Source organism: Frigoribacterium sp. CFBP 13605 (assembly GCF_014839405.1).
Lineage (GTDB): Bacteria > Actinomycetota > Actinomycetes > Actinomycetales > Microbacteriaceae > Frigoribacterium.
The window spans coordinates 201,743-222,007 of record NZ_JACYNS010000001.1 but is presented as its reverse complement, the minus strand read 5'-3'; the positions used below and the strand labels follow the sequence as shown (position 1 = coordinate 222,007).

General features: G+C 69.9%; 17 protein-coding genes. 16 read left to right on the top strand and 1 reads right to left on the bottom strand.

The window, feature by feature from the left end:
* Window positions 1–6: 6 nt before the first annotated feature.
* The 16 genes from IFT36_RS01030 (at window position 7) to dnaE (ending at window position 19,657) form a co-directional block, all read left to right on the top strand.
* Window positions 7–1,557 (top strand): Mur ligase family protein, encoded by a 1,551-nt coding sequence (locus tag IFT36_RS01030; protein ID WP_056045031.1) that lies wholly within the window; start codon window positions 7–9, stop codon window positions 1,555–1,557.
* Entirely contained in the window at window positions 1,554–2,960 is a 1,407-nt protein-coding gene (locus tag IFT36_RS01025) for a UDP-N-acetylmuramoyl-tripeptide--D-alanyl-D-alanine ligase (protein ID WP_173150811.1), read from the top strand. The genes IFT36_RS01030 and IFT36_RS01025 overlap by 4 nt, the downstream gene beginning before the upstream one ends.
* The gene (gene mraY, locus IFT36_RS01020; RefSeq protein WP_043594922.1) at window positions 2,957–4,060 is read left to right on the top strand and encodes a phospho-N-acetylmuramoyl-pentapeptide-transferase; all 1,104 of its coding nucleotides are present in this window, start codon (window positions 2,957–2,959) and stop codon (window positions 4,058–4,060) included. The genes IFT36_RS01025 and mraY overlap by 4 nt, the downstream gene beginning before the upstream one ends.
* Window positions 4,057–5,622 carry a UDP-N-acetylmuramoyl-L-alanine--D-glutamate ligase gene (gene murD / locus IFT36_RS01015; RefSeq protein ID WP_200412204.1) on the top strand — a complete coding sequence of 522 codons (1,566 nt, stop codon included), beginning with the start codon at window positions 4,057–4,059 and terminating at the stop codon, window positions 5,620–5,622. Before mraY ends, murD begins: the two co-directional genes overlap by 4 nt.
* The gene (gene ftsW / locus IFT36_RS01010) at window positions 5,579–6,886 is read left to right on the top strand and encodes a putative lipid II flippase FtsW (protein WP_192123985.1); all 1,308 of its coding nucleotides are present in this window, start codon (window positions 5,579–5,581) and stop codon (window positions 6,884–6,886) included. Before murD ends, ftsW begins: the two co-directional genes overlap by 44 nt.
* Window positions 6,883–7,998: a UDP-N-acetylglucosamine--N-acetylmuramyl-(pentapeptide) pyrophosphoryl-undecaprenol N-acetylglucosamine transferase gene (locus IFT36_RS01005; protein ID WP_123570017.1), complete on the top strand. Its 1,116-nt coding sequence runs from the start codon at window positions 6,883–6,885 to the stop codon at window positions 7,996–7,998. Before ftsW ends, IFT36_RS01005 begins: the two co-directional genes overlap by 4 nt.
* Window positions 7,995–9,425, top strand: a complete 1,431-nt coding sequence (gene murC / locus IFT36_RS01000; protein WP_200412203.1) for a UDP-N-acetylmuramate--L-alanine ligase — start codon at window positions 7,995–7,997, stop codon at window positions 9,423–9,425. Before IFT36_RS01005 ends, murC begins: the two co-directional genes overlap by 4 nt.
* Window positions 9,426–9,792: 367 nt before the next feature.
* A complete protein-coding gene (locus tag IFT36_RS00995) occupies window positions 9,793–10,614 on the top strand; it encodes a cell division protein FtsQ/DivIB (protein ID WP_056047382.1) in 822 nt (273 codons plus the stop codon).
* Between the two features lie 138 nt (window positions 10,615–10,752).
* Window positions 10,753–11,913 (top strand): cell division protein FtsZ, encoded by a 1,161-nt coding sequence (gene ftsZ, locus IFT36_RS00990; protein ID WP_043594926.1) that lies wholly within the window; start codon window positions 10,753–10,755, stop codon window positions 11,911–11,913.
* A gap of 6 nt (window positions 11,914–11,919) precedes the next feature.
* A complete protein-coding gene (locus IFT36_RS00985) occupies window positions 11,920–12,618 on the top strand; it encodes a YggS family pyridoxal phosphate-dependent enzyme (protein ID WP_200412201.1) in 699 nt (232 codons plus the stop codon).
* A gap of 37 nt (window positions 12,619–12,655) precedes the next feature.
* Window positions 12,656–13,180 (top strand): cell division protein SepF, encoded by a 525-nt coding sequence (locus IFT36_RS00980; protein WP_123570020.1) that lies wholly within the window; start codon window positions 12,656–12,658, stop codon window positions 13,178–13,180.
* Between the two features lie 93 nt (window positions 13,181–13,273).
* Window positions 13,274–13,576 carry a YggT family protein gene (locus IFT36_RS00975; RefSeq protein WP_056045042.1) on the top strand — a complete coding sequence of 101 codons (303 nt, stop codon included), beginning with the start codon at window positions 13,274–13,276 and terminating at the stop codon, window positions 13,574–13,576.
* A gap of 145 nt (window positions 13,577–13,721) precedes the next feature.
* Entirely contained in the window at window positions 13,722–14,498 is a 777-nt protein-coding gene (locus tag IFT36_RS00970) for a DivIVA domain-containing protein (protein WP_056045044.1), read from the top strand.
* Between the two features lie 4 nt (window positions 14,499–14,502).
* Window positions 14,503–15,174 carry a signal peptidase II gene (gene lspA, locus IFT36_RS00965; RefSeq protein ID WP_200412200.1) on the top strand — a complete coding sequence of 224 codons (672 nt, stop codon included), beginning with the start codon at window positions 14,503–14,505 and terminating at the stop codon, window positions 15,172–15,174.
* Entirely contained in the window at window positions 15,171–16,094 is a 924-nt protein-coding gene (locus tag IFT36_RS00960) for an RluA family pseudouridine synthase (protein ID WP_123570022.1), read from the top strand. Before lspA ends, IFT36_RS00960 begins: the two co-directional genes overlap by 4 nt.
* Window positions 16,095–16,192: 98 nt before the next feature.
* Window positions 16,193–19,657: a DNA polymerase III subunit alpha gene (gene dnaE / locus IFT36_RS00955; RefSeq protein ID WP_056047386.1), complete on the top strand. Its 3,465-nt coding sequence runs from the start codon at window positions 16,193–16,195 to the stop codon at window positions 19,655–19,657.
* 65 nt (window positions 19,658–19,722) lie between these two features.
* On the opposite strand, the gene IFT36_RS00950 is transcribed toward dnaE, so the two are convergent.
* On the bottom strand, window positions 19,723–20,241 hold the full coding sequence (locus tag IFT36_RS00950; protein WP_123570023.1) for a flavin reductase family protein: 519 nt from the start codon (window positions 20,239–20,241) through the stop codon (window positions 19,723–19,725).
* Between the last annotated feature and the right edge of the window lie 24 nt (window positions 20,242–20,265).

Genomic DNA, 20,265 nt, shown 5'->3' with positions numbered 1-20,265 from the left:
GATTCTTTGAGCGCCCGGATCCCCCCGGTCCTTCGACCGGAACATCCGTCGGCGAGGTCACTCGCCCAACTGGTCAGCGAGTTCGGACTCGAGCACGAGGGTTCCCTCGACGGCATCGAGATCACCGGCATCACGCTGAGCACGGCGGACCTCCACCCCGGCGACCTGTACGTGGGCGTGCCCGGCGCGCACCGGCACGGAGCCGAGTTCGCCGACCAGGCACGTGACGGCGGCGCGGTCGCGCTGTTGACCGACGCCGCGGGGGCCGAGCTGGCCCGGTCCAGCGGTCTCCCCGTCGTCCTCGTCGACTCGCCCCGGGCGGCCCTTGGCGAGCTCTCGGCATGGATCTACCGCACCGACAGCGACGACGCACCCCTCCTCCTCGCGGTCACCGGCACCAACGGCAAGACCAGCACCTCGTACCTGCTCGAAGGCGTCCTGCGACAGCTGGGCCTCGTCACCGGCCTCAGCAGCACGGCCGAGCGCCACATCGGCGACCTCACCGTCGTCAGCCGCCTCACCACCCCCGAGGCCAGCGAGATGCACGCCCTGCTGGCCCGCATGCGCGAGAGCGAGGTGCGCGCGGTGGCCGTCGAGGTCAGTGCCCAAGCACTCAGCCGCAACCGCGTCGACGGCCTCGTCTTCGACGTCGCCGCCTTCACGAACCTGAGCCACGACCACCTCGACGACTACGCCGACATGGAGGAGTACTTCCAGGCGAAGTTGCCGCTCTTCCAGCCCGACCGTGCCCGTCGTGCCGTGGTCTCGCTCGACTCTCCCTACGGACAGCGCGTGGTGGACAACGCGCGCATCCCCCTGACGACGATCACGATCCTCCCCGACGTCGAGGCCGACTGGACGGTCCAGATCCTCGACGAGCAGGCCGCCTACACCGAGTTCCGTCTGTCGGGCCCCGAGCAGCGTTCGCTCGTGACGCGCGTGCCGCTGATCGGGTGGCACATGGTCGCGAACGCGGCCCTGGCGATCGTCATGCTGGTCGAGGCGGGCTTCGAGCTCGAGGCCATCGGCCAGGCGCTCGACGCCGACGGCGGCATCGTCGCGTACCTGCCCGGGCGCACCGAGCGGGTGTCCGGCGACACCGGCCCGAGCGTCTACGTCGACTTCGGCCACAGCCCCGACGCGTTCCTGACCACCCTGGCCGCGGTGCGCACCTTCACACCCGGCAAGGTCATCATGCTGTTCGGCGCGGACGGCGACCGCGACACGACGAAACGCGGCGAGATGGCCCGGGTGGCCGCGGCCGGTTCCGACATCCTCGTCGTGACCGACCACCACCCCCGTTTCGAAGACCCGGCCTCCATCCGCAAGACGCTCGTCGACGCCGCCCGCGAGGCGTACCCCGAGCACGAGATCCACGAGGTGAGCCCGCCCGAGGCGGCCATCCGGGCGGCCGTGGCCCTGGCCCGAGAAGGCGACTCGATCCTCTGGGCCGGTCCAGGCCACCAGGACTACCGCGACATCCGTGGTGAGCGCACCCCGTACTCCGCTCGCGACGAGGCCCGTGCCGCCCTGCGCGAGGCCGGGTGGTCCGAGTGATCGCGCTCACGCCTCGCCAGATCGCCGACATCACCGGCGGGCGCCTGGTCCACCCCGAGGAGGCGCGGGTCGCGACCCCGGTCGACGGCACGGTCGAGACCGACTCGCGTCTGGTCACCCCGGGGTCGATCTTCTTCGCCCTGCGCGGCGAGGTCACCGACGGGCACCTCTTCGTCGAGGCCGCCACGTCGAACGGCGCCGCCCTCGTGGTCGCCGAGCGCGAACTCGAGACGACCGCACCGCTCGTCGTCGTCGACGACGGGGTCGTCGCGCTGTCCCGACTCGCCGCCGCCGTCGTCGAGCACGTCCGGCGCCTCGGACGCCTGAAGGTCGTCGGCGTCACGGGTTCCAACGGCAAGACGAGCACCAAGAACATGCTCCGCGCGGTACTGGGCGACGTCGCGCCGACCGTCGCCCCCCAGGGGTCGTTCAACAACCACGTCGGTGCCCCGATCTCGATGCTGCGCATCGACGAGACCACCGAGTACCTCGTCGTCGAGATGGGTGCGAGCGGCCCGGGCGAGATCGCCCGGCTCGTCGACATCGCCCGTCCCGACACCGGGGTCGTGCTCAAGGTCGGCCTCGCCCACGCGGGCGGCTTCGGCGGCATCGAGGGCACCCGTGCGGCGAAGGCCGAGATGGTGACCGACCTGCCCGCCACGGGGACGGCCGTCCTCAACGCCGACGACGACCGCGTCGCCGGCATGGCGTCCGTGACGGCCGCACGGGTCGTCACCTTCGGTCAGGGTGCCTCGGCCGACTACCGGGCGTCCGACATCGACGTCTCGGCGTCGGGCACCTCCTTCACCTTCGAGCACGGCGACGCGAGCCGCCGGGTGTCGCTGCGCATCCTGGGCGAGCACCACGTGATGAACGCCTTGGCGGCCCTCAGCGTCGTCGGCGAATGGGGCGTCGACCTCGATCGGGCCGTGACGGTCCTCGAGGGCGTGACACGGGCCGAGCGCTGGCGCATGGAGGTCCTGGACGCCCCCGGCGGCGTGACGGTCGTGAACGACGCCTACAACGCGAGTCCCGACTCGGTCGCCGCGGCGTTGAAGACCCTCGCCCAGATCACCGGCCCCGACCACCGATCGGTGGCCGTGCTCGGCGAGATGGCCGAGCTCGGCGAGTACGCGCGTGACGAGCACGACCGCGTCGGCCGCCTGGTCGTCCGGCTCAACGTCGGCCAGCTCGTGGTCGTCGGCCACGAGGCACGACACATCCACATGGCGGCGGGCCTCGAAGGCTCGTGGGACGGAGAAAGCGTGCTGGTCGACACGATCGACGAGGCGTACGACTTCTTGCAGGGCACCCTGCGAGCCGGGGACGTCGTCCTCGTGAAGTCGTCCAAATCGGCCGGCCTGCGCCTCCTGGGTGACCGCCTGGCCGGGGTGACGGCATGATCGCGCTGCTGATCGGCGGTGGGTTCTCCCTCGCCTTCACGCTGCTGATGACGCCGGCGTTCATCAAGCTCTTCCACCGTCTCGGGTGGGGTCAGTTCATCCGCGACGACGGCCCGCAGTCGCACCACACCAAGCGCGGCACGGCGACCATGGGCGGCATCGTCCTGATCATCGGCACCGTGCTCGGCTACTTCATCGGTCACCTGGTCGGCGGGGACGAGCTCACCCTCAGCGGCATGCTCGTGCTGTTCATGATGGTCGGCCTCGGCGTGGTCGGGTTCCTCGACGACTTCCTCAAGGTGCGCAACCAGCGCAGCCTCGGGCTCGGCGGGTGGGCGAAGATCGCCGGGCAGGTCGTCGTGGGGGCGGTGTTCGCCGTCCTGGCGCTCTCGTTCACGAACGATCGCGGGCTCGCCCCCGCGTCGACGATGATCTCGGGCCTGCGCGACATCCCCTGGCTCGACTTCATGTTCTTCGGCACCATCGTCGGGGGCGGGCTGTTCCTGATCTGGGTCGTCCTGATCACCGTCAGCACCTCCAACGGCGTGAACGTCGCGGACGGCCTGGACGGTCTCGCCACGGGCGCCTCCATCCTCGCGATCGCGTCGTACATCTTCATCGGCTTCTGGCAGAACAACCAGCTCTGCACGAGCGTGCGCCTCGACGAGGCCACGCGGGCGGCCTGCTACCAGGTGGCCGACCCGCTCGACCTGGCCGTGGTCGCCGCCTGCATCTGCGGTGGCCTGATCGGGTTCCTCTGGTGGAACACCTCGCCTGCACAGATCTTCCTGGGCGACACCGGTTCGCTGGGACTCGGCGGGGCGCTGGCCGCCCTGGCCATCCTGAGCCGCACCGAACTCCTGCTCGTGCTGATCGGTGGTCTCTTCATCGTCGTCACCGGCTCGGTGATCCTGCAACGGGCGTACTTCAAGATCACGAAGGGCAAGCGGATCTTCCTGATGAGCCCCTTGCACCACCACTTCGAACTCAAGGGCTGGGCCGAGGTGACCGTCGTGGTCCGGTTCTGGATCATCGCCGGGCTCTTCGTCGCCGCCGGCGTCGGCACCTTCTACCTCGAATGGATCCTCCGCACCTCATGAGCGACGGCAGCACCGCCCCCCTCGCCGAACGGCTCGCCGGGCTCGACAGCTGGCACGCCGAATGGTCGGGCCTGCGCGTGGCCGTCCTCGGGCTCGGCGCGACCGGTTTCTCGGTGGCCGACACCCTGGCCGAACTGGGCGCCGACGTCCTCGTCGTGGCCCCCACGGTCGGCGCCGACAAGGCCGAGCTGCTGCAGCTGATCGGGGCCCGTCTCGACGAGGTCGAGTCCACCGACACACCGTCGGCCACGCTCACGGCCTTCGACGCGCACCTCGTCGTGGCCAGCCCGGGCTTCGCCCCGCACCACCCCCTGGTCCGCTGGGCCGTCGACTCGGGGAGGGCCGTGTGGGGTGACGTCGAGCTGGCCTGGCGCGTACGCGACAAGGTCGAGCGCGTGGCCGAGTGGGTGCTCGTCACCGGGACGAACGGCAAGACCACGACGACGCAGCTGGCGTCGGCGATGGCCGGCGCCGACGGTCGCCGCGTGGCGGCCTGCGGCAACATCGGCGTCCCCGTCCTCGACGCGGTGCGCGACCCCGACGGCTTCGACCTGTTCGTCGTCGAGCTCTCGAGCCACCAACTGCACTACCTGCCGACCGGGGGAGCCGGTGCCCTCAGGCCCCGGGCCTCCGTGTGTCTCAACCTCGAGGCGGACCACCTCGAGTGGCACGGCGGGGCGGACGCCTACCGTGCCGCGAAGGCCAAGGTGTACGAGAACACGGTCGTGGCCTGCGTCTACAACAAGGCGGACGAGGCGACCCTGCGCATGGTCGAGGAAGCCGACGTCGAGGAGGGCTGCCGCGCCGTGGGCTTCGGCCTCGACGCCCCGGGGCCCAGCGAGGTCGGCATCGTGACCGGCGACGGGGTCTCCGTCCTGGCCGACCGCGCCTTCCTCGCCGAGCGCCACACGCGAGCGCTCGAACTGACCACCCGGGAGGCCCTCGAGGGCGTCGGCCTCGGCGCCGACCACCTCGTCGAGGACGTGCTCGCGGCCGCCGCGCTCGTGCGTGCGGTGGGCGTCGCTCCCGTCTCGATCCGCGACGCCCTCGCCGGTTTCGCGGTGGACCACCACCGCACCGAGGTCGTGGCCGAGTCCGGCGGCGTGACCTGGGTCGACGACTCCAAGGCGACGAACCCGCACGCCGCGCGCGCCTCCCTGACGTCCTTCCCGTCGGTCGTCTGGATCGTCGGAGGCCTGTTCAAGGGCGTCGACGTCGAGCCGCTCGTGCTCGAGTCCACGGACGCCGTCCGGGCGGCCGTGTTCGTCGGCGTCGACCGTGAGCCGCTCCGCCGGGCCTTCTCCCGACACGCGCCCGGCATCCCCGTCTTCGAGGTCGACGCCACCGACACTGGGCAGGTGATGCCGACGGCCGTGCGCCTCGCCGCGAGCGTGGCCCGTCCCGGGGACACCGTGCTCCTCGCCCCGGCGGCGGCGTCCATGGACCAGTTCACCGACTACACGGCCCGAGGGCGATCCTTCGCCCAGGCCGTACACGAACACTTGAGGGGTGACGTCGATGGCCAACCCGCCGTCCAGCCTCCCGCGCCGTCGGCCGACTGAGTCGAGCCGCACGCGCCGCGGGCCCGTCCGACCGACCGAGGACGCCTCGAGCGGCCTGGGGTCCTCGAAGCGCACCGCCGGCGCCGTCGTCCGCGTCAAGAAGCTCTTCGCCGCCGAGACGGGCTCGTACTTCGTCATCCTCGGCACGACGTTGTTCATGGTCGTGCTCGGGCTCGTCATGGTGCTCTCGTCGTCCTCGGTCGAGCAGTACATCTCGTCACGACACACGTCGTTCTTCGGCGCGTTCATCCGACAGGGCACGTACGCGGCCGTGGGCATCCCGCTCATGCTCATCGTGTCCCGGCTGCCGGTGTCGTTCCTCAAGCGCTGGGCGTGGCACGTCCTGGGGGCGACCATCGTCCTGCAACTGCTCGTCTTCTCGCCCCTCGGCTACGAGATCGGCGGCAACCGCAACTGGATCGACCTCGGCTCGTTCACGGCGCAGCCCTCCGAGGCCGTCAAGCTCGCGTTGGCGATCTGGCTCGGCATGATCCTCTCGGTCAAGCGCGACCTGCTCGACGACTGGAAGCACCTGGCGATCCCGCTCGTGCCCGTGGCCGGCGTCGCGATCGGCCTCGTCGTGCTCGGTGGCGACCTCGGGACGACCATGATCATGCTCCTGCTCGTCTTCGCGGCCGTCTGGTTCGCCGGCGTCCGGCTGCGCTACCTGCTGGCGCCCCTCGCGTTCCTCGCGGTGGTCGTGCCCCTGATCGCCCAGGGGTCGAGTTCGCGCAACTCACGCATCGCCGCGTGGCTGTCGGGTTGCTCGGACTCGAGCCAGTACCAGGCCGAGTGCTGGCAGACCCTGCACGGAACGTGGGCGTTGGCCTCGGGGGGACTCTTCGGCGTCGGTCTCGGCAACTCGAAGTCGAAGTGGTCCTGGCTGCCCGAGGCCGACAACGACTTCATCTTCGCCATCATCGGCGAAGAGCTCGGATTGATCGGAGCGATGGTCGTGTTGGCCCTCTTCATCGTCCTCGCCGTCGGTTTCGTCAAGATCATCCGCCGGACGAACGACCCCTTCGTCCGTGTGACGACCGGGGCCATCACGGCGTGGATCATCGGTCAGGCGCTCGTCAACATCGCGGTCGTGCTGGGGCTGCTGCCCGTGTTGGGCGTCCCCTTGCCGTTGATCTCGGCCGGTGGATCGGCGTTGATCGTCACGCTCGTGGCCATCGGCGTCGTGCTCTCGTTCGCCCGGGTGCCCGAAGAGCCCGCGACGCCGCAGGGGCTCCCGCGACAGCGGGTAGGGTCTCTGCGGTGACGACGTATCTCCTCGCCGGCGGTGGCACCGCCGGGCACGTGAACCCCCTCCTCGCCGTGGCCGATCGGCTCCGCCGGCGCGAGCCCGACGCGACCGTGCTCGTGCTCGGCACCGCCGAGGGGCTCGAGGCACGGCTCGTCCCGCAACGCGGGTACGAACTGCTCACCGTGCCGCGGCTGCCCTTCCCCCGCAAGCCCTCCGCGGCGGCGCTGCGATTCCCCGGACGACTCGCCGGCGCGATCGACGGCATCCGGTCCTTGCTCGCACAGCACGACGTCGACGTCGTCGTCGGATTCGGCGGCTACGCAGCCGCCCCGGCCTACGTCGCGGCCTGGCGCTCGAAGGTGCCCGTGGTCGTCCACGAGGCCAACGCGAAACCCGGCATGGCGAACGTCCTCGGCTCGTTCCTCTCGTCCCACGTCGGCGTCGTCTTCCGCTCCACCCGACTCCGGGGCGGACGGCAGGTCGGCATGCCGTTGCGCGACGAGATCGAGTCCCTCGACCGACGGGCCCACCGCGACGAGGCCGTCGCGGCCTTCGGCCTCGACCCGGCGCGGCCGACCCTGCTCGTCACGGGTGGTTCGACCGGTGCGCGGCGGCTGAACGAGACCATGTCGAGGGCGGCCGTCAGCGTGCTCGGCGCCGGCTGGCAGATCCTGCACATCACGGGTGAGAAGTCCGATCTCACCTCGACCGACCTCGACGGCCACCACCTCCTCCGGTACTGCGACCGCATGGACCTCGCGCTCTCGGCGGCGGACTTCGTCGTCTCCCGGGCCGGCTCGGCCACGGTCAGCGAGCTCACCGCGCTCGGGTTGCCCTCGGTGCTCGTCCCGTACCCGGTGGGCAACGGCGAACAGCGACACAACGCCACCGACGTCGTCGGTGCCGGGGGAGCACTGCTCGTCGCCGACGCCGACTTCACGCCCGCCTGGGTCGAGCGCACGCTCGTCCCCCTGCTGCTCGACCGGGCCGTCGTGGCGGACATGGCCGTCCGCGCCGCCTCGGTCGGGGTGCGCGACGGAACCGACCGCACGGTCGACCTCGTCCTCGACGCCGTGGGCCGCGCCTCCTCGTCTTCCCCGAACCCCGACCTCAGCGAGACATCATGATCAAACCCGACCTCGACCAGCCGATCCCCGCCGAACTCGGTGCCGTCCACTTCGTCGGCATCGGCGGTTCGGGGATGAGCGGCATCGCCCGGGTCTTCCTCGCCGCCGGCCACCGTGTCACCGGGTCGGACGCCCGCGACAGCGCGGCCGTCGAGTCGCTCCGGGCGGCAGGCGCCGAGATCGCGATCGGCCACGACGCGGCCAACGTCGGCGACGCCGACACGCTCGTGGTGACCGGCGCCCTCTGGCAGGACAACCCCGAGTACCAGCTCGCGCTGTCGAAGGGACTGCCCGTCCTGCACCGCTCGCAGGCGCTCGCCTGGCTCGTCGGGCAGCAGCGGCTCGTCTCGGTCGCCGGGGCGCACGGGAAGACCACGTCCACCGGCATGATCGTCACCGCCCTGCTCGCCGCGGGGCACGACCCGAGCTTCGTGAACGGCGGGGTCATCCAGTCGTTGGGCGTCAGCGCCCGTGGCGGTGACGACGACCTGTTCGTCGTCGAGGCCGACGAGTCCGACGGCTCGTTCCTGCTCTACGACACCTCGGTCGCCCTGATCACGAACGTCGACGCCGACCACCTCGACCACTACGGCTCGCACGAGGCGTTCGACGACGCCTTCGTCCGGTTCGCGTCGGCAGCGCGCGAGTTCGTCGTCGTCTCGAGCGACGACGACGGTGCCGTCCGTGTCACCGAACGCCTCGACCACCCGCTCGTCGTGACCTTCGGCGAGGCCGCCGACGCCGACGTCCGCCTGAGCGACGTCGCCACGACCGGTCCGGTCTCGTTCACCCTGCACGCCGAGGGTCGTTCGTGGCCCGTGCAGTTGCGCGTGCCCGGGCGGCACAACGCCGTCAACGCCGCCGGTGCCTTCGCGGTCCTCGTCGGCCTGGGCGTCGACGCGGAGGCCGCCATCGCGGGTCTCGAGACCTTCGGCGGCACCGAGCGGCGGTTCGAACTGCACGGCGTCGTGCGGGGCGTCAGCGTGTACGACGACTACGCCCACCACCCCACCGAGGTCGCCGCCGCGCTGCAGGCGGCGCGTTCCGTGGTCGGCGACGGGCGCCTCATCGCCGTGCACCAACCCCACCTCTACAGCCGCACGCGGATGATGGCCGGCGAGTTCGCCGAGACCTACGAGCGCCTCGCGGACCACACCATCGTGCTCGACGTGTACGGCGCGCGCGAGGACCCCGAGCCCGGCGTCACCGGCGCGCTGGTGTCCGAACGCTTCGCCGACCCCGACCGCGTCGACTTCGTGTCCGACTGGCAGGCCGCGGCGGACCGGACGGCCGAGGTCGCGCGAGAGGGCGACTTCGTCATCACGCTCGGCTGTGGCGACGTCTACCGCATCGTGCCGCAGCTTCTCGGCTCACTCGACGCGGCCCACGAACCCGTCGTCGCCGTCGCGGAGGACTCCGCGGAGTGACTCGTCACGACAGGTCCGTGGTGTCGGGGGCCCTCCGATGAAGCGGCCCGACGGATTCGACGAACCAGAACCCACCCCGACTCCTCCGGCGGCTCCGAACCGACGCCGTCGGGGACGGGACCCTGAGGCGACCGGGCCCGTCCCCGTCGTGGGCGCCGCGCGGCCTCCCCGAGGTGCTGCCGGTGACTCGCGGGCGGCCGACGCCGACCCATCCGATCCGTCGTCCCCGTCGTCGCTCAGGGACCGCCTCGGGTCGATCACCGGAGCCCCCGCGGCCTGGCGCGACCGCCTGACGAAGCCCTCGACCTCCGACGCGAGCGAGCACCCCGGGCGGGTCGCACCTCGGGGCTCCGAGCCTCCGCGCATCGTGGCACCCGACGGCACGGCCGCCGAGGCCAAGTCGCGAGCCGTCGCGGCACGCCGGCAGGCGCGTCGGGCGTCGAGCGAACGGAGGCGCGTCGAGCGCGTCGAGGTCCGTCGCTTCACGCGTCGCAGCCGACACCGTCGGGCGACCCTGGTGTCGCTCGGGGCCGTCGTGCTCCTCCTCGTCGCGTCCGTCGCGGTCGCCGTGTTCACGCCGCTCCTGTCGTTGCAGACCATCCGAGTCGAGGGGACGGACCGCGTCGACGCCGCGGCCGTGCAGACCGCCCTCGACGGGCAGCTCGGCACGCCCCTCGCCCTCATCGACTTCGACGAGGTCACCCGCGAGCTCGGGGCGTTCCCCCTGATCGCCAGCTACGTGACCGAGACCGCTCCGCCCCACACGCTCGTCGTGCGCATCCAGGAGCGGCAGCCCGTCGCCACGGTCGCCGCGGGGGAGGGGTTCGACCTCGTCGACCCGGCCGGCGTCGTGGTCCAGACGCTCGACGCCCGGCAAGAGGGAGTACCCCTGGTCGACGTCGGGGGAGCAGCCCTCGACGGCCCCGCGTACCGTTCGGTGGCCGAGGTGCTGCTGGCCTTGCCGGTCACGTTGCGTTCGACCGTCGACACCGTGACGGCGTCGACGGCCGACGACGTGACCCTGCAACTCACCTCGGGTGAGCGGGTCGTGTGGGGCAGCGCCGACGAGTCGGCGAAGAAGGCCCAGGTGCTCACCGGACTCATCGCCGACCAGGCCCGGCGCGACCCGGGCGCGAGCGTCGAGTACGACGTGTCCGCGCCCGACAACGGGATCATCAGGACGAGATGAGAGGGTGTGTTCGCGACACGCTGGCCACCCTGGCGACAGCGCCTGCGGCACACCCATACCTTGTGACTGCAGAACTTGCATACCATGTACAACTTTAACCTTCAACTGCAGAGTTAAGGTTCAAGCGGAGGCCCGGACGTGACAACGAACCATAACTACCTAGCCGTGATCAAGGTCGTCGGTGTCGGCGGCGGTGGCGTCAACGCCGTCAACCGCATGATCGAACTCGGGCTCCGCGGGGTGGAGTTCATCGCCATCAACACGGACGCCCAGGCGCTGCTGTTGAGCGATGCCGACGTCAAGCTCGACGTCGGTCGCGAACTCACCCGGGGCCTCGGCGCCGGTGCCGACCCCGAGGTCGGGCGCCGCGCGGCGGAGGACCATGCCGAAGAGATCGAGGAAGCCCTCGCGGGTGCCGACATGGTCTTCGTCACGGCCGGCGAGGGCGGTGGCACCGGCACGGGCGGGGCCCCGGTCGTCGCCCGCATCGCGAAGTCGATCGGCGCCCTGACCATCGGTGTCGTCACCAAGCCCTTCGGCTTCGAGGGCAAGCGCCGTCAGGCGCAGGCCGAGGCCGGCGTGGCCGCCCTGAAGGACGAGGTCGACACCCTCATCGTCGTCCCCAACGACCGCCTGCTCGAGATCAGCGAACGCGGCATCAGCATGGTGGAGGCCTTCGGCACGGCCGACCAGGTGCTCCTCGCCGGTGTCCAGGGCATCACCGACCTGATCACCACGCCCGGTCTCATCAACCTCGACTTCGCCGACGTCAAGTCGGTCATGCAGGGCGCCGGTTCGGCCCTGATGGGCATCGGATCGTCGCGGGGCGCGGACCGCGCCATCAAGGCGGCCGAGCTGGCCGTGGCGTCCCCGCTCCTCGAGGCGAGCATCGACGGCGCACACGGAGTTTTGTTGTCCATCCAGGGCGGTTCCAACCTGGGCATCTTCGAGATCAACGACGCGGCGCGCCTGGTGCAGGAGGCCGTCCACGCCGAGGCCAACATCATCTTCGGTGCCGTGATCGACGACACCCTCGGTGACGAGGTCCGCGTGACGGTCATCGCGGCGGGGTTCGACGGTGGTGAGCCCTCGACGAAGGTGAAGGATCGCCGGTCGAGCTTCGTCGACTCCGACGGCCCCACGGCGACCTCGGTCGCCGGCGTCTCGGCCATCGCCGACAGCGGTGCGACGCACGAGCCCGCGGCGTGGAAGCGGCCCGAAGAGCCCGCGACCCAGGCCGTCGACCCGGCCTTCGACGACGGTGATGACGACCTCGACGTCCCGGACTTCCTCAAGTAACGACGAGTGACCGATCCGACGAGTGTCGACGGCGACCTGGGCGAGCGTCTCGCCCGGGTCGCCGCGGCCGTCGACGACGCCTGCACCGCTGTGGGACGCTCTCCGGGCGAGCTCACGACGATCGTCGTCACGAAATTCCATCCGCCCGGCCTCATCAGGGCGTTGTACGCCCTCGGGGTCCGCGACGTCGGCGAGAACCGTCACCAAGAGGCGCAGACCAAGGCCGTCGAATTGGACGACCTCGACGGACTCCGGTGGCACTTCGTGGGCCAGTTGCAGTCGAAGAAGGCGCGCCAGGCCCGGCGCTACGCGAACGCCGTCCACTCGCTCGACCGTGACTCGGTCGTCGATGCGCTCTCGGACGACTCCGGGTCCCTCGTCGACGGATTCGTCCAGGTCAACCTGACCGACGACCCCGGCCGCGGGGGAGTGGCCGAGCACGAGGTCGAGCGGCTCGCCGAGCGGGTGCTCTCGACCCCGGGGCTGCGACTGCGCGGCGTCATGGCCGTGGCCCCCCTGGGTGAGGAGGCGCGTCCGGCCTTCGCGCGCCTCCGTGCGGTCTCCGAGAGGGTGCGGTCCCTCGAGACCACGGCCGTCGCCATCTCGGCCGGCATGTCTCCCGACTTCGTCGAGGCTGTCGCCGAGGGCGCGACACACCTACGGATCGGCACGGCAATCACGGGTTCTCGCCCCGATGCTCGTTAATGTCGGTCCTGACGATCCACTGACTCGGAGGAACACCATGGCCAACCCGCTGCGCAAGACGATGGTCTATCTGGGCCTCGCCGACGAAGAGCTCGAGTACGACGAGCAGCCTCACGAACGAGCGCAGCCCCAGCAGTCGCCGCGACCGCAGGCGGCCGCCCAGGCTCCGGCTCCCGTCGCCCCGGTCCACTCGGCTCCCGCCGCCCCCGCGCCCACCCGCGCCCCCGTGACGCCGCTGCGTCGCTCCTCGACCCCGAAGAACACGGTGCCCCACGACATGAACGAGATCCTGACGGTCCACCCCCGCGAGTACAAGGACGCCCAGGCGATCGCCGAGAGCTTCCGTGACGGCATCCCGGTGATCATCAACCTGTCGCAGATGACCGAGGCGGACGCCCGTCGTCTGGTCGACTTCGCCAGCGGTCTCTCGCAGGGGTTGTACGGCAAGATCGAGCGCGTGACCAACAAGGTCTTCCTGTTGTCGCCGGCGCACATCGCGGTGAGCGGTGATCAGGCTGAGGTAGAATCCGACATCGAAGCGTCGTTCTTCGCCCAGTCGTGACGAGTCCGTCGTCGCGGCTCCTCTGCGTCGACGTGACGACCTGCCCGTCCGCGAGTCTCCTCGCGCCGACTCGTGTGAGCTGATGACCCCCCGATGATCACTTACCTGATCGCCACGATCGCGTACTACGCGTTGCTGATCTTCTTCCTGCTCATGTGGGCCCGCTTCGTGCTCGACCTCGCGCAGTCGTTCAGCCGCGGGTGGCGCCCCAAGGGGCCGGTGCTCGTCATCGCCGAAGTGGCCTACACGGTGACCGACCCGCCCATCCGCCGCGTGCGGAAGATCCTGCCCCCCGTGCGCCTCGGATCGGTCGCGCTCGACTTCGGCTGGAGCATCATCATGCTGGCCGTCATCATCCTGATGAGCGTCGCCTCCGGGCTCCGCACCTTCGGCTGACCACGTCGTCCGTGGACGACAGGGTAGGCTCACTGCAGCGCCCGAACGGCACGATCCCGGCCCGACCGGGCCCCGCTCCTCTACGGTGTAGAAGAACGACCCAGACCACGATCACACGATCCAACAGATGCACGAGGTGACGGCAATGGCTTTGACGCCGGAAGACGTAGTCAACAAGCGGTTCCAGCCGACGAAGTTCCGCGAGGGATACGACCAAGACGAGGTCGACGACTTCCTCGACGAGGTCGTCGCCGAGCTGCGACGTCTCAACCAGGAGAACGACGAGCTGCGTCAGCGCCTCTCGTCCGGCGACTCCGCTCCCGTGGCGCAGGCCGCTCCCGTCTCGGCTCCGGTGGCCAGCGCGCCGGCTCCTGCGTCGGCACCGGCTCCCGCGTCGGCCCCCGAGGCCGTCGAGCCCGAGCCGGTGGTCGAGTCCGAGCCCGTCGTCGCGGCCCCCGCCGCCGTCGCGTCCGCTCCGGCCTACTCCGCCCCCGCGGTGTCCGAGGCCGACGAGACCAGCAGCACCAACAGCCTGCTGCAGCTCGCTCGCCGTCTGCACGAAGAACACGTCCGCGAGGGCGTCGAGAAGCGCGACCAGCTCATCGCCGAAGGCCACGCGACCGCGGCTCGTCTGGTGTCCGAGGGCGAGGCCCGCCAGCGTGAGGTCGTCGCCGAGGCCGAGACGAAGTCCCGCGACATCATCGGTGCCGCCGAGACCCAGCAGCGCGAGATCCTCGACCGCCTCAACACAGAGCGGTCGAGCGTCGAGCGTCGCATCGACGACCTGCGCTCGTTCGAGCGTGACTACCGCTCCAAGCTCAAGAGCTACATCGAGGGTCAGCTGCACGAGCTCGACGGCGAGGGCACCGGCGAGGCCGGTCGGCCCACTCCGGCCAGCGCCCAGGGCTTCGGCTCGAACTAAGGACTTGTCGAGCGACAAGCCCGCCACGAAGGCCAGCGTCCGCGTTCTCGCGACGCTGGCCTTCGTCGCTGTCGTGGCCTACGGCCTCGACCAGGGCACCAAACTGCTGGTCACCCGGACTCTCGTCGAAGGAGGTTCCGTCGACGTCGTCGGCGAGTTCTTCCAGTTGCACTTCGTCAAGAACCCCGGTGCCGCCTTCTCGTTCGCGAGCGGGTCGACGTGGATCTTCTCGATCGCCGCCGCCGGCGTCGCCGTCGCGATCCTGGTCGTGGCCCGACGCATCCGATCGCTGGCCTGGTCGATCATGCTGGGCATGCTGCTCGGCGGCACCCTCGGCAACCTGACGGACCGCCTGCTCCGAGAGCCGTCGTTCGGCCAGGGGCACGTGGTCGACTTCATCTACTTCCCCTCCCTGCTGCCGGCCATCTTCAACGTCGCCGACGTCTTCATCGTGTCCAGCATGGGATTGCTCCTCCTGCTCACGCTGCTGGGCATCGGGCTCGACGGCACGCGCACGCCGAGCGCCGGCAAGTCGGCTCGACCGGCGGGCGACGGTCGCGACGGCGACCCTCAGGTGGCCGGCTCCACGGCCGTCGGCGACCCGGGCACGTCCGGTGACGAGCCCAGCGGTCCCGTCGACACGACGCCTCCTGCCGATCACCGGAGCGCCTCGTGAGCGAGACCCGCGCCCTCCCGGTCCCCGACGGGCTCGCCGGCGAACGTGTCGACGCCGCCCTGGCCAAGCTTCTCGGCTTCAGCCGGACCTTCGCGGCCGAGGTCGCCGCCTCGGGCGGGGTGACGGTCGACGGGCGCACGGTCGGCAAATCGGACCGGCTCGAGGCCGGTGCGTGGCTCGACGTCACATGGTCACCGCGTGAGGCACCGGCCGTGGTCGCCGTCGAGGTGCCCGGCATGGCGGTCGTCCACGACGACGACGAGATCGTTGTCGTCGACAAGCCGGTCGGAGTCGCAGCACACCCGTCGGTGGGCTGGACGGGACCGACGGTGCTCGGCGGACTCGCCGCCGCGGGCTTCACCGTGTCGACCTCGGGGGCGTCCGAGCGTGCCGGCATCGTGCACCGCCTCGACGTCGGAACGAGCGGCCTCATGGTCGTCGCCAAGACCGAGCGGGCCTACACCCTGCTCAAACAGGCCTTCCGCGAACGCACCGTCGAGAAGATCTACAACGCGGTCGTCCAGGGCCACCCCGACCCGTTGACCGGGACGATCGACGCACCCATCGGGCGGCATCCGTCGTCCGACTGGAAGTTCGCCGTGGTCGTCGACGGCAAGCCGTCGGTCACCCACTACGAGACCGTCGAGGCGTTCCCGTCGGCGTCGCTGCTCGAGATCCACCTCGAGACGGGTCGGACCCACCAGATCCGCGTCCACATGGCCGCCCAGCGACACCCGTGCGTCGGTGACGCGACCTACGGCGCCGACCCGACGCTGTCGGCGACCCTCGGTCTCACGCGGCAGTGGCTGCACGCCGTGCAGCTCGGTTTCCGGCACCCCGGCACGGGTGAGCCGGTGGTCTACCGCTCGACCTACCCCACCGACCTGCAGCACGCCCTCGACGTCCTCCGTCACGGTTAGGCTGTTCCCCTAGTCGCCAGATCCACCACCAGACGAGGAGCCCCGTGGCCTCGAGCAAAGACTCATTCGTCCATCTGCACGTGCACAGCGAGTACTCGATGCTCGACGGCGCCGCCCGGGTCAAACCGTTGGTCACCGAGGCCGCGGCACAGGGCATGCCTGCGGTGGCGGTCACCGACCACGGCAACGTGTTCGGTGCGTACGACTTCTGGAAGACGGCGACCGAGGCGGGCGTCAAACCCATCATCGGCACCGAGGCCTACATCACGCCGGGCACGCACCGGGGCGACAAGACTCGCGTGCGCTGGGGTGACGGTGGACGCGACGACGTGTCGGGCTCCGGTGCCTACACCCACATGACGCTGTTGTCCGAGAACACCACGGGCATGCACAACCTGTTCCGGCTCTCGTCCCGGGCCTCCCTCGAGGGCTACTACTTCAAGCCGCGCATGGACCGCGAGCTGCTCTCGCAGTACTCCGAGGGCCTCATCGCGACGACCGGCTGCCCGAGCGGCGAGGTCCAGACCCGCCTGCGGCTCGGCCAGTACGACGAAGCACTCAAGGCGGCCTCCGACTTCCGCGACATCTTCGGCCGTGAGAACTACTTCGCCGAGATCATGGACCACGGGCTCGGCATCGAGCGGCAGATCATGGGCGACCTGTTGCGCCTGGCGAAAGACCTCGACCTGCCCCTCGTCGCGACGAACGACCTCCACTACACGCACGAGCACGACGCGACCAGCCACGCGGCTCTCCTCTGCGTCCAGTCCGGCTCGACGCTGAACGACCCCAACCGGTTCAAGTTCGACGCCGACGAGTTCTACCTCAAGTCCGCCCAGCAGATGCGGCATCTCTTCCGCGACCACCCCGAGGCCTGCGACAACACGCTCCTCATCGCCGAGCGCTGCGACGTGCAGTTCAACACCTCGGCCAACTACATGCCGCGTTACCCGGTGCCCGAGGGCGAGACCGAAGAGACCTGGTTCATCAAAGAGGTCGAGAAGGGGCTCGTGTACCGCTATCCCGCGGGCATCCCGGACGACGTGCGCAAGCAGGCCGAATACGAGATCGGCGTCATCACCGGCATGGGCTTCCCCGGCTACTTCCTCGTGGTCGCCGACTTCATCAACTGGTCCAAGGAGAACGGCATCCGGGTCGGTCCGGGCCGTGGTTCGGGGGCCGGCTCGATGGCCGCCTACGCCATGCGCATCACCGATCTCGATCCTCTGCGCCACGGTCTGATCTTCGAGCGGTTCCTCAACCCCGATCGCGTGTCCATGCCCGACTTCGACGTCGACTTCGACGACCGTCGTCGCGGCGAGGTGATCCAGTACGTCACCGAGAAGTACGGAGACGAACGCGTCGCCCAGATCGTCACGTACGGCACCATCAAGGCCAAGCAGGCCCTGAAAGACAGTTCACGGGTGCTCGGGTTCCCCTTCGGCATGGGTGAGAAGCTCACGAAGGCCATGCCCCCCGCCGTGATGGGCAAGGACATCCCGCTCACCGGCATCTTCGACAAGCAGCACGAGCGCTACAAAGAGGCCGGCGACATCAGGACGGTCGTCGAGTCCGACCCCGAGGCCAAGACCGTCTTCGACACGGCGTTGGGGCTCGAGGGCCTGAAACGTCAGTGGGGCGTGCACGCCGCAGGCGTCATCATGTCCAGCGATCCGCTCATCGACATCATCCCGATCATGAAGCGCGAGCAGGACGGGCAGATCGTCACGCAGTTCGACTATCCGGCCTGCGAGTCGCTGGGCCTGATCAAGATGGACTTCCTGGGGCTGCGCAACCTCACGATCATCAACGACGCCCTCGACAACATCAAGACGAACCGCGGTTTCGACCTCGTGCTCGAAGACCTCGAGCTCGACGACCGGGGGGCCTACGAGTTGCTGGGTCGCGGCGACACGCTCGGGGTGTTCCAACTCGACGGCGGGCCCATGCGCGGGCTCCTCCGGCTGATGAAGCCCGACAACTTCGAAGACATCTCGGCCGTCATCGCGCTGTACCGCCCGGGGCCCATGGGCGCGAACTCGCACACGAACTACGCGCTCCGCAAGAACGGCGCGCAAGACATCACCCCGATCCACCCCGAGCTCGAAGAGCCGCTCAAAGAGATCCTGTCGACCAGCTACGGCCTGATCATCTACCAAGAGCAGGTCATGGCCATCGCGCAGAAGGTCGCCGGCTTCTCGCTCGGTCAGGCCGACATCCTCCGGCGGGCCATGGGCAAGAAGAAGAAGTCCGAGCTCGACAAGCAGTACGCCGGGTTCGAGCAGGGCATGTTCGACAACGGCTTCTCGCCCGATGCCGTCAAGATGCTCTGGGACATCCTGCTGCCCTTCTCGGACTACGCCTTCAACAAGGCGCACTCCGCGGCGTACGGCGTCGTCTCGTACTGGACGGCCTACCTCAAGGCCCACTACCCGGCCGAGTACATGGCCGCCCTGCTCACCAGCACGGGGGACTCCCGCGACAAGCTGGGTCTCTACCTCAACGAGTGTCGCCGCATGGGCATCAAGGTGCTGCCACCCGACGTCAACGAATCCATCGGCTTCTTCGCGGCCGTCGGCGACGACATCCGCTTCGGCATGGGTGCCGTGCGCAACGTCGGCTTCAACGTCGTCGACCATGTCATCGCCGCGCGCAAGAAAGAGGGGGCGTTCACCTCGTTCCACGACTTCCTGCGCAAGGTGCCGCTCCCCGTGGCGAACAAGCGCACCGTCGAGTCGCTCGTCAAGGCCGGCGCATTCGACTCCCTGGGGTCGACGCGGCGTGCCCTCGTCGAGATCCACGAGTCCGCCGTCGAGGCGGCGGTCAGCGAGAAGAGGGCCGAGGCGAACGGTCAGGTCGGCTTCGACTTCGACTCCCTGTGGGACGAGCCGCAGGACGTCCAGCACGTGCCCGAACGTCCTGAGTGGTCCAAGCGCGACAAGCTGGCCTTCGAGCGCGACATGCTGGGCCTGTACGTCTCCGACCACCCGCTCGCGGGCCTCGAGCTCCCCTTGGCCAAGCATGCCCAGACGACGGTCACCGACATCCTGGCGAGCGACCCCGCGACCATCGACGGCGAGACGGTCACGATCGCGGGGCTCATCACCAGCGTGCAGCACCGGGTCGCACGCAACTCGGGCAACCCCTACGGAATCATCACCGTCGAGGACTTCGGGGGCGAGATCTCCGCCATGTTCCTCGGCAAGACCTACCAAGAATTCGGGCCGTCGCTCGTCGGGGACTCGATCATCGTCCTGAAGGGTCGGGTCAGCGTCCGCGACGACGGCATGAACATGCACGCCGCGAGCATGTTCATGCCCGATCTCGGTGTCGGCGTGAACCACGGGCCGCTGCTCCTGCAGATGCCCGAGCACCGGGCGACGCACGACACGGTCACCGAGCTGGCAGCGGTGCTCGGGCGTCACGCCGGCGGCACCGAAGTCCGTCTCCGACTCGTCAAGGGCGAAGCCGCACGGGTCTTCGAGATCCCCATGCCGGTCGACGTCACGGCCGACCTGTTCGGCGAACTGAAGAGCCTGCTGGGCCCCGGCTGCCTCGTCTGAGGTGGCCGGTGCTCCGGCGGGTCCTGGTGCCCCGACCGGTTCCGGCGCCCGGCACCCGTTCGGCGTCAGTCCTCGAGGTGGACCGGTCTCAGGTACCGACGGTCGTGGTACAGCAGGGCGTCGTCGTCCTCGCCCACCCCGCCGGTTCCGATGCGCACGACCACGACGGCGTTGCCGTGGACGGGCATCCGCTCGACGATCGTCCCGGTCATCCACGCGGTCACGCCCGTGAGCAGAGGTACCCCGTTCGGACCGTCGGTCCAGTGGTCGCCCGCGAAGCGTTCGGCGGCGGGTCCCGCCATGCGGCGGGCGAGGTCGCGGTTGCGCAGGCCGAGCAGGTGCACGATGACCTGGTCCGTCTCCGAGACGGCGGGCCACGAGCTCGCCGTCCTGGCCATGTTGAACGTCGCGAGGGGCGGCACGGCGGCCAGCGACGCCAGCGACGTCGCCGTGAACCCGACCGGTGTGCCCTCGCCGTCACGCGCCGTGACGATGGCCACGCCCGCGGCGTGTCGTCGGAAGGCCTCCTTGAACACCTCGAGAGAGTCGTCGGGCCGCGGAGCAGCCGCGTTGTCGTCCGTCATGCTCCCGACCCTACTGACTAGGCT

What these genes read in the sequence shown, in the direction of transcription:
- IFT36_RS00970 (WP_056045044.1), top strand. Translation starts at nt 13,722, where the DNA reads ATGGCTTTGACGCCGGAAGACGTAGTCAACAAGCGGTTCCAGCCGACG.
- dnaE (WP_056047386.1), top strand. Translation starts at nt 16,193, where the DNA reads ATGCTCGACGGCGCCGCCCGGGTCAAACCGTTGGTCACCGAGGCCGCG.
- murD (WP_200412204.1), top strand. Translation starts at nt 4,057, where the DNA reads ATGAGCGACGGCAGCACCGCCCCCCTCGCCGAACGGCTCGCCGGGCTC.
- mraY (WP_043594922.1), top strand. Translation starts at nt 2,957, where the DNA reads ATGATCGCGCTGCTGATCGGCGGTGGGTTCTCCCTCGCCTTCACGCTG.
- murC (WP_200412203.1), top strand. Translation starts at nt 7,995, where the DNA reads ATGATCAAACCCGACCTCGACCAGCCGATCCCCGCCGAACTCGGTGCC.
- IFT36_RS00950 (WP_123570023.1), bottom strand. Translation starts at nt 20,241, where the DNA reads ATGACGGACGACAACGCGGCTGCTCCGCGGCCCGACGACTCTCTCGAG.
- IFT36_RS00980 (WP_123570020.1), top strand. Translation starts at nt 12,656, where the DNA reads ATGGCCAACCCGCTGCGCAAGACGATGGTCTATCTGGGCCTCGCCGAC.
- IFT36_RS00975 (WP_056045042.1), top strand. Translation starts at nt 13,274, where the DNA reads ATGATCACTTACCTGATCGCCACGATCGCGTACTACGCGTTGCTGATC.
- ftsW (WP_192123985.1), top strand. Translation starts at nt 5,579, where the DNA reads ATGGCCAACCCGCCGTCCAGCCTCCCGCGCCGTCGGCCGACTGAGTCG.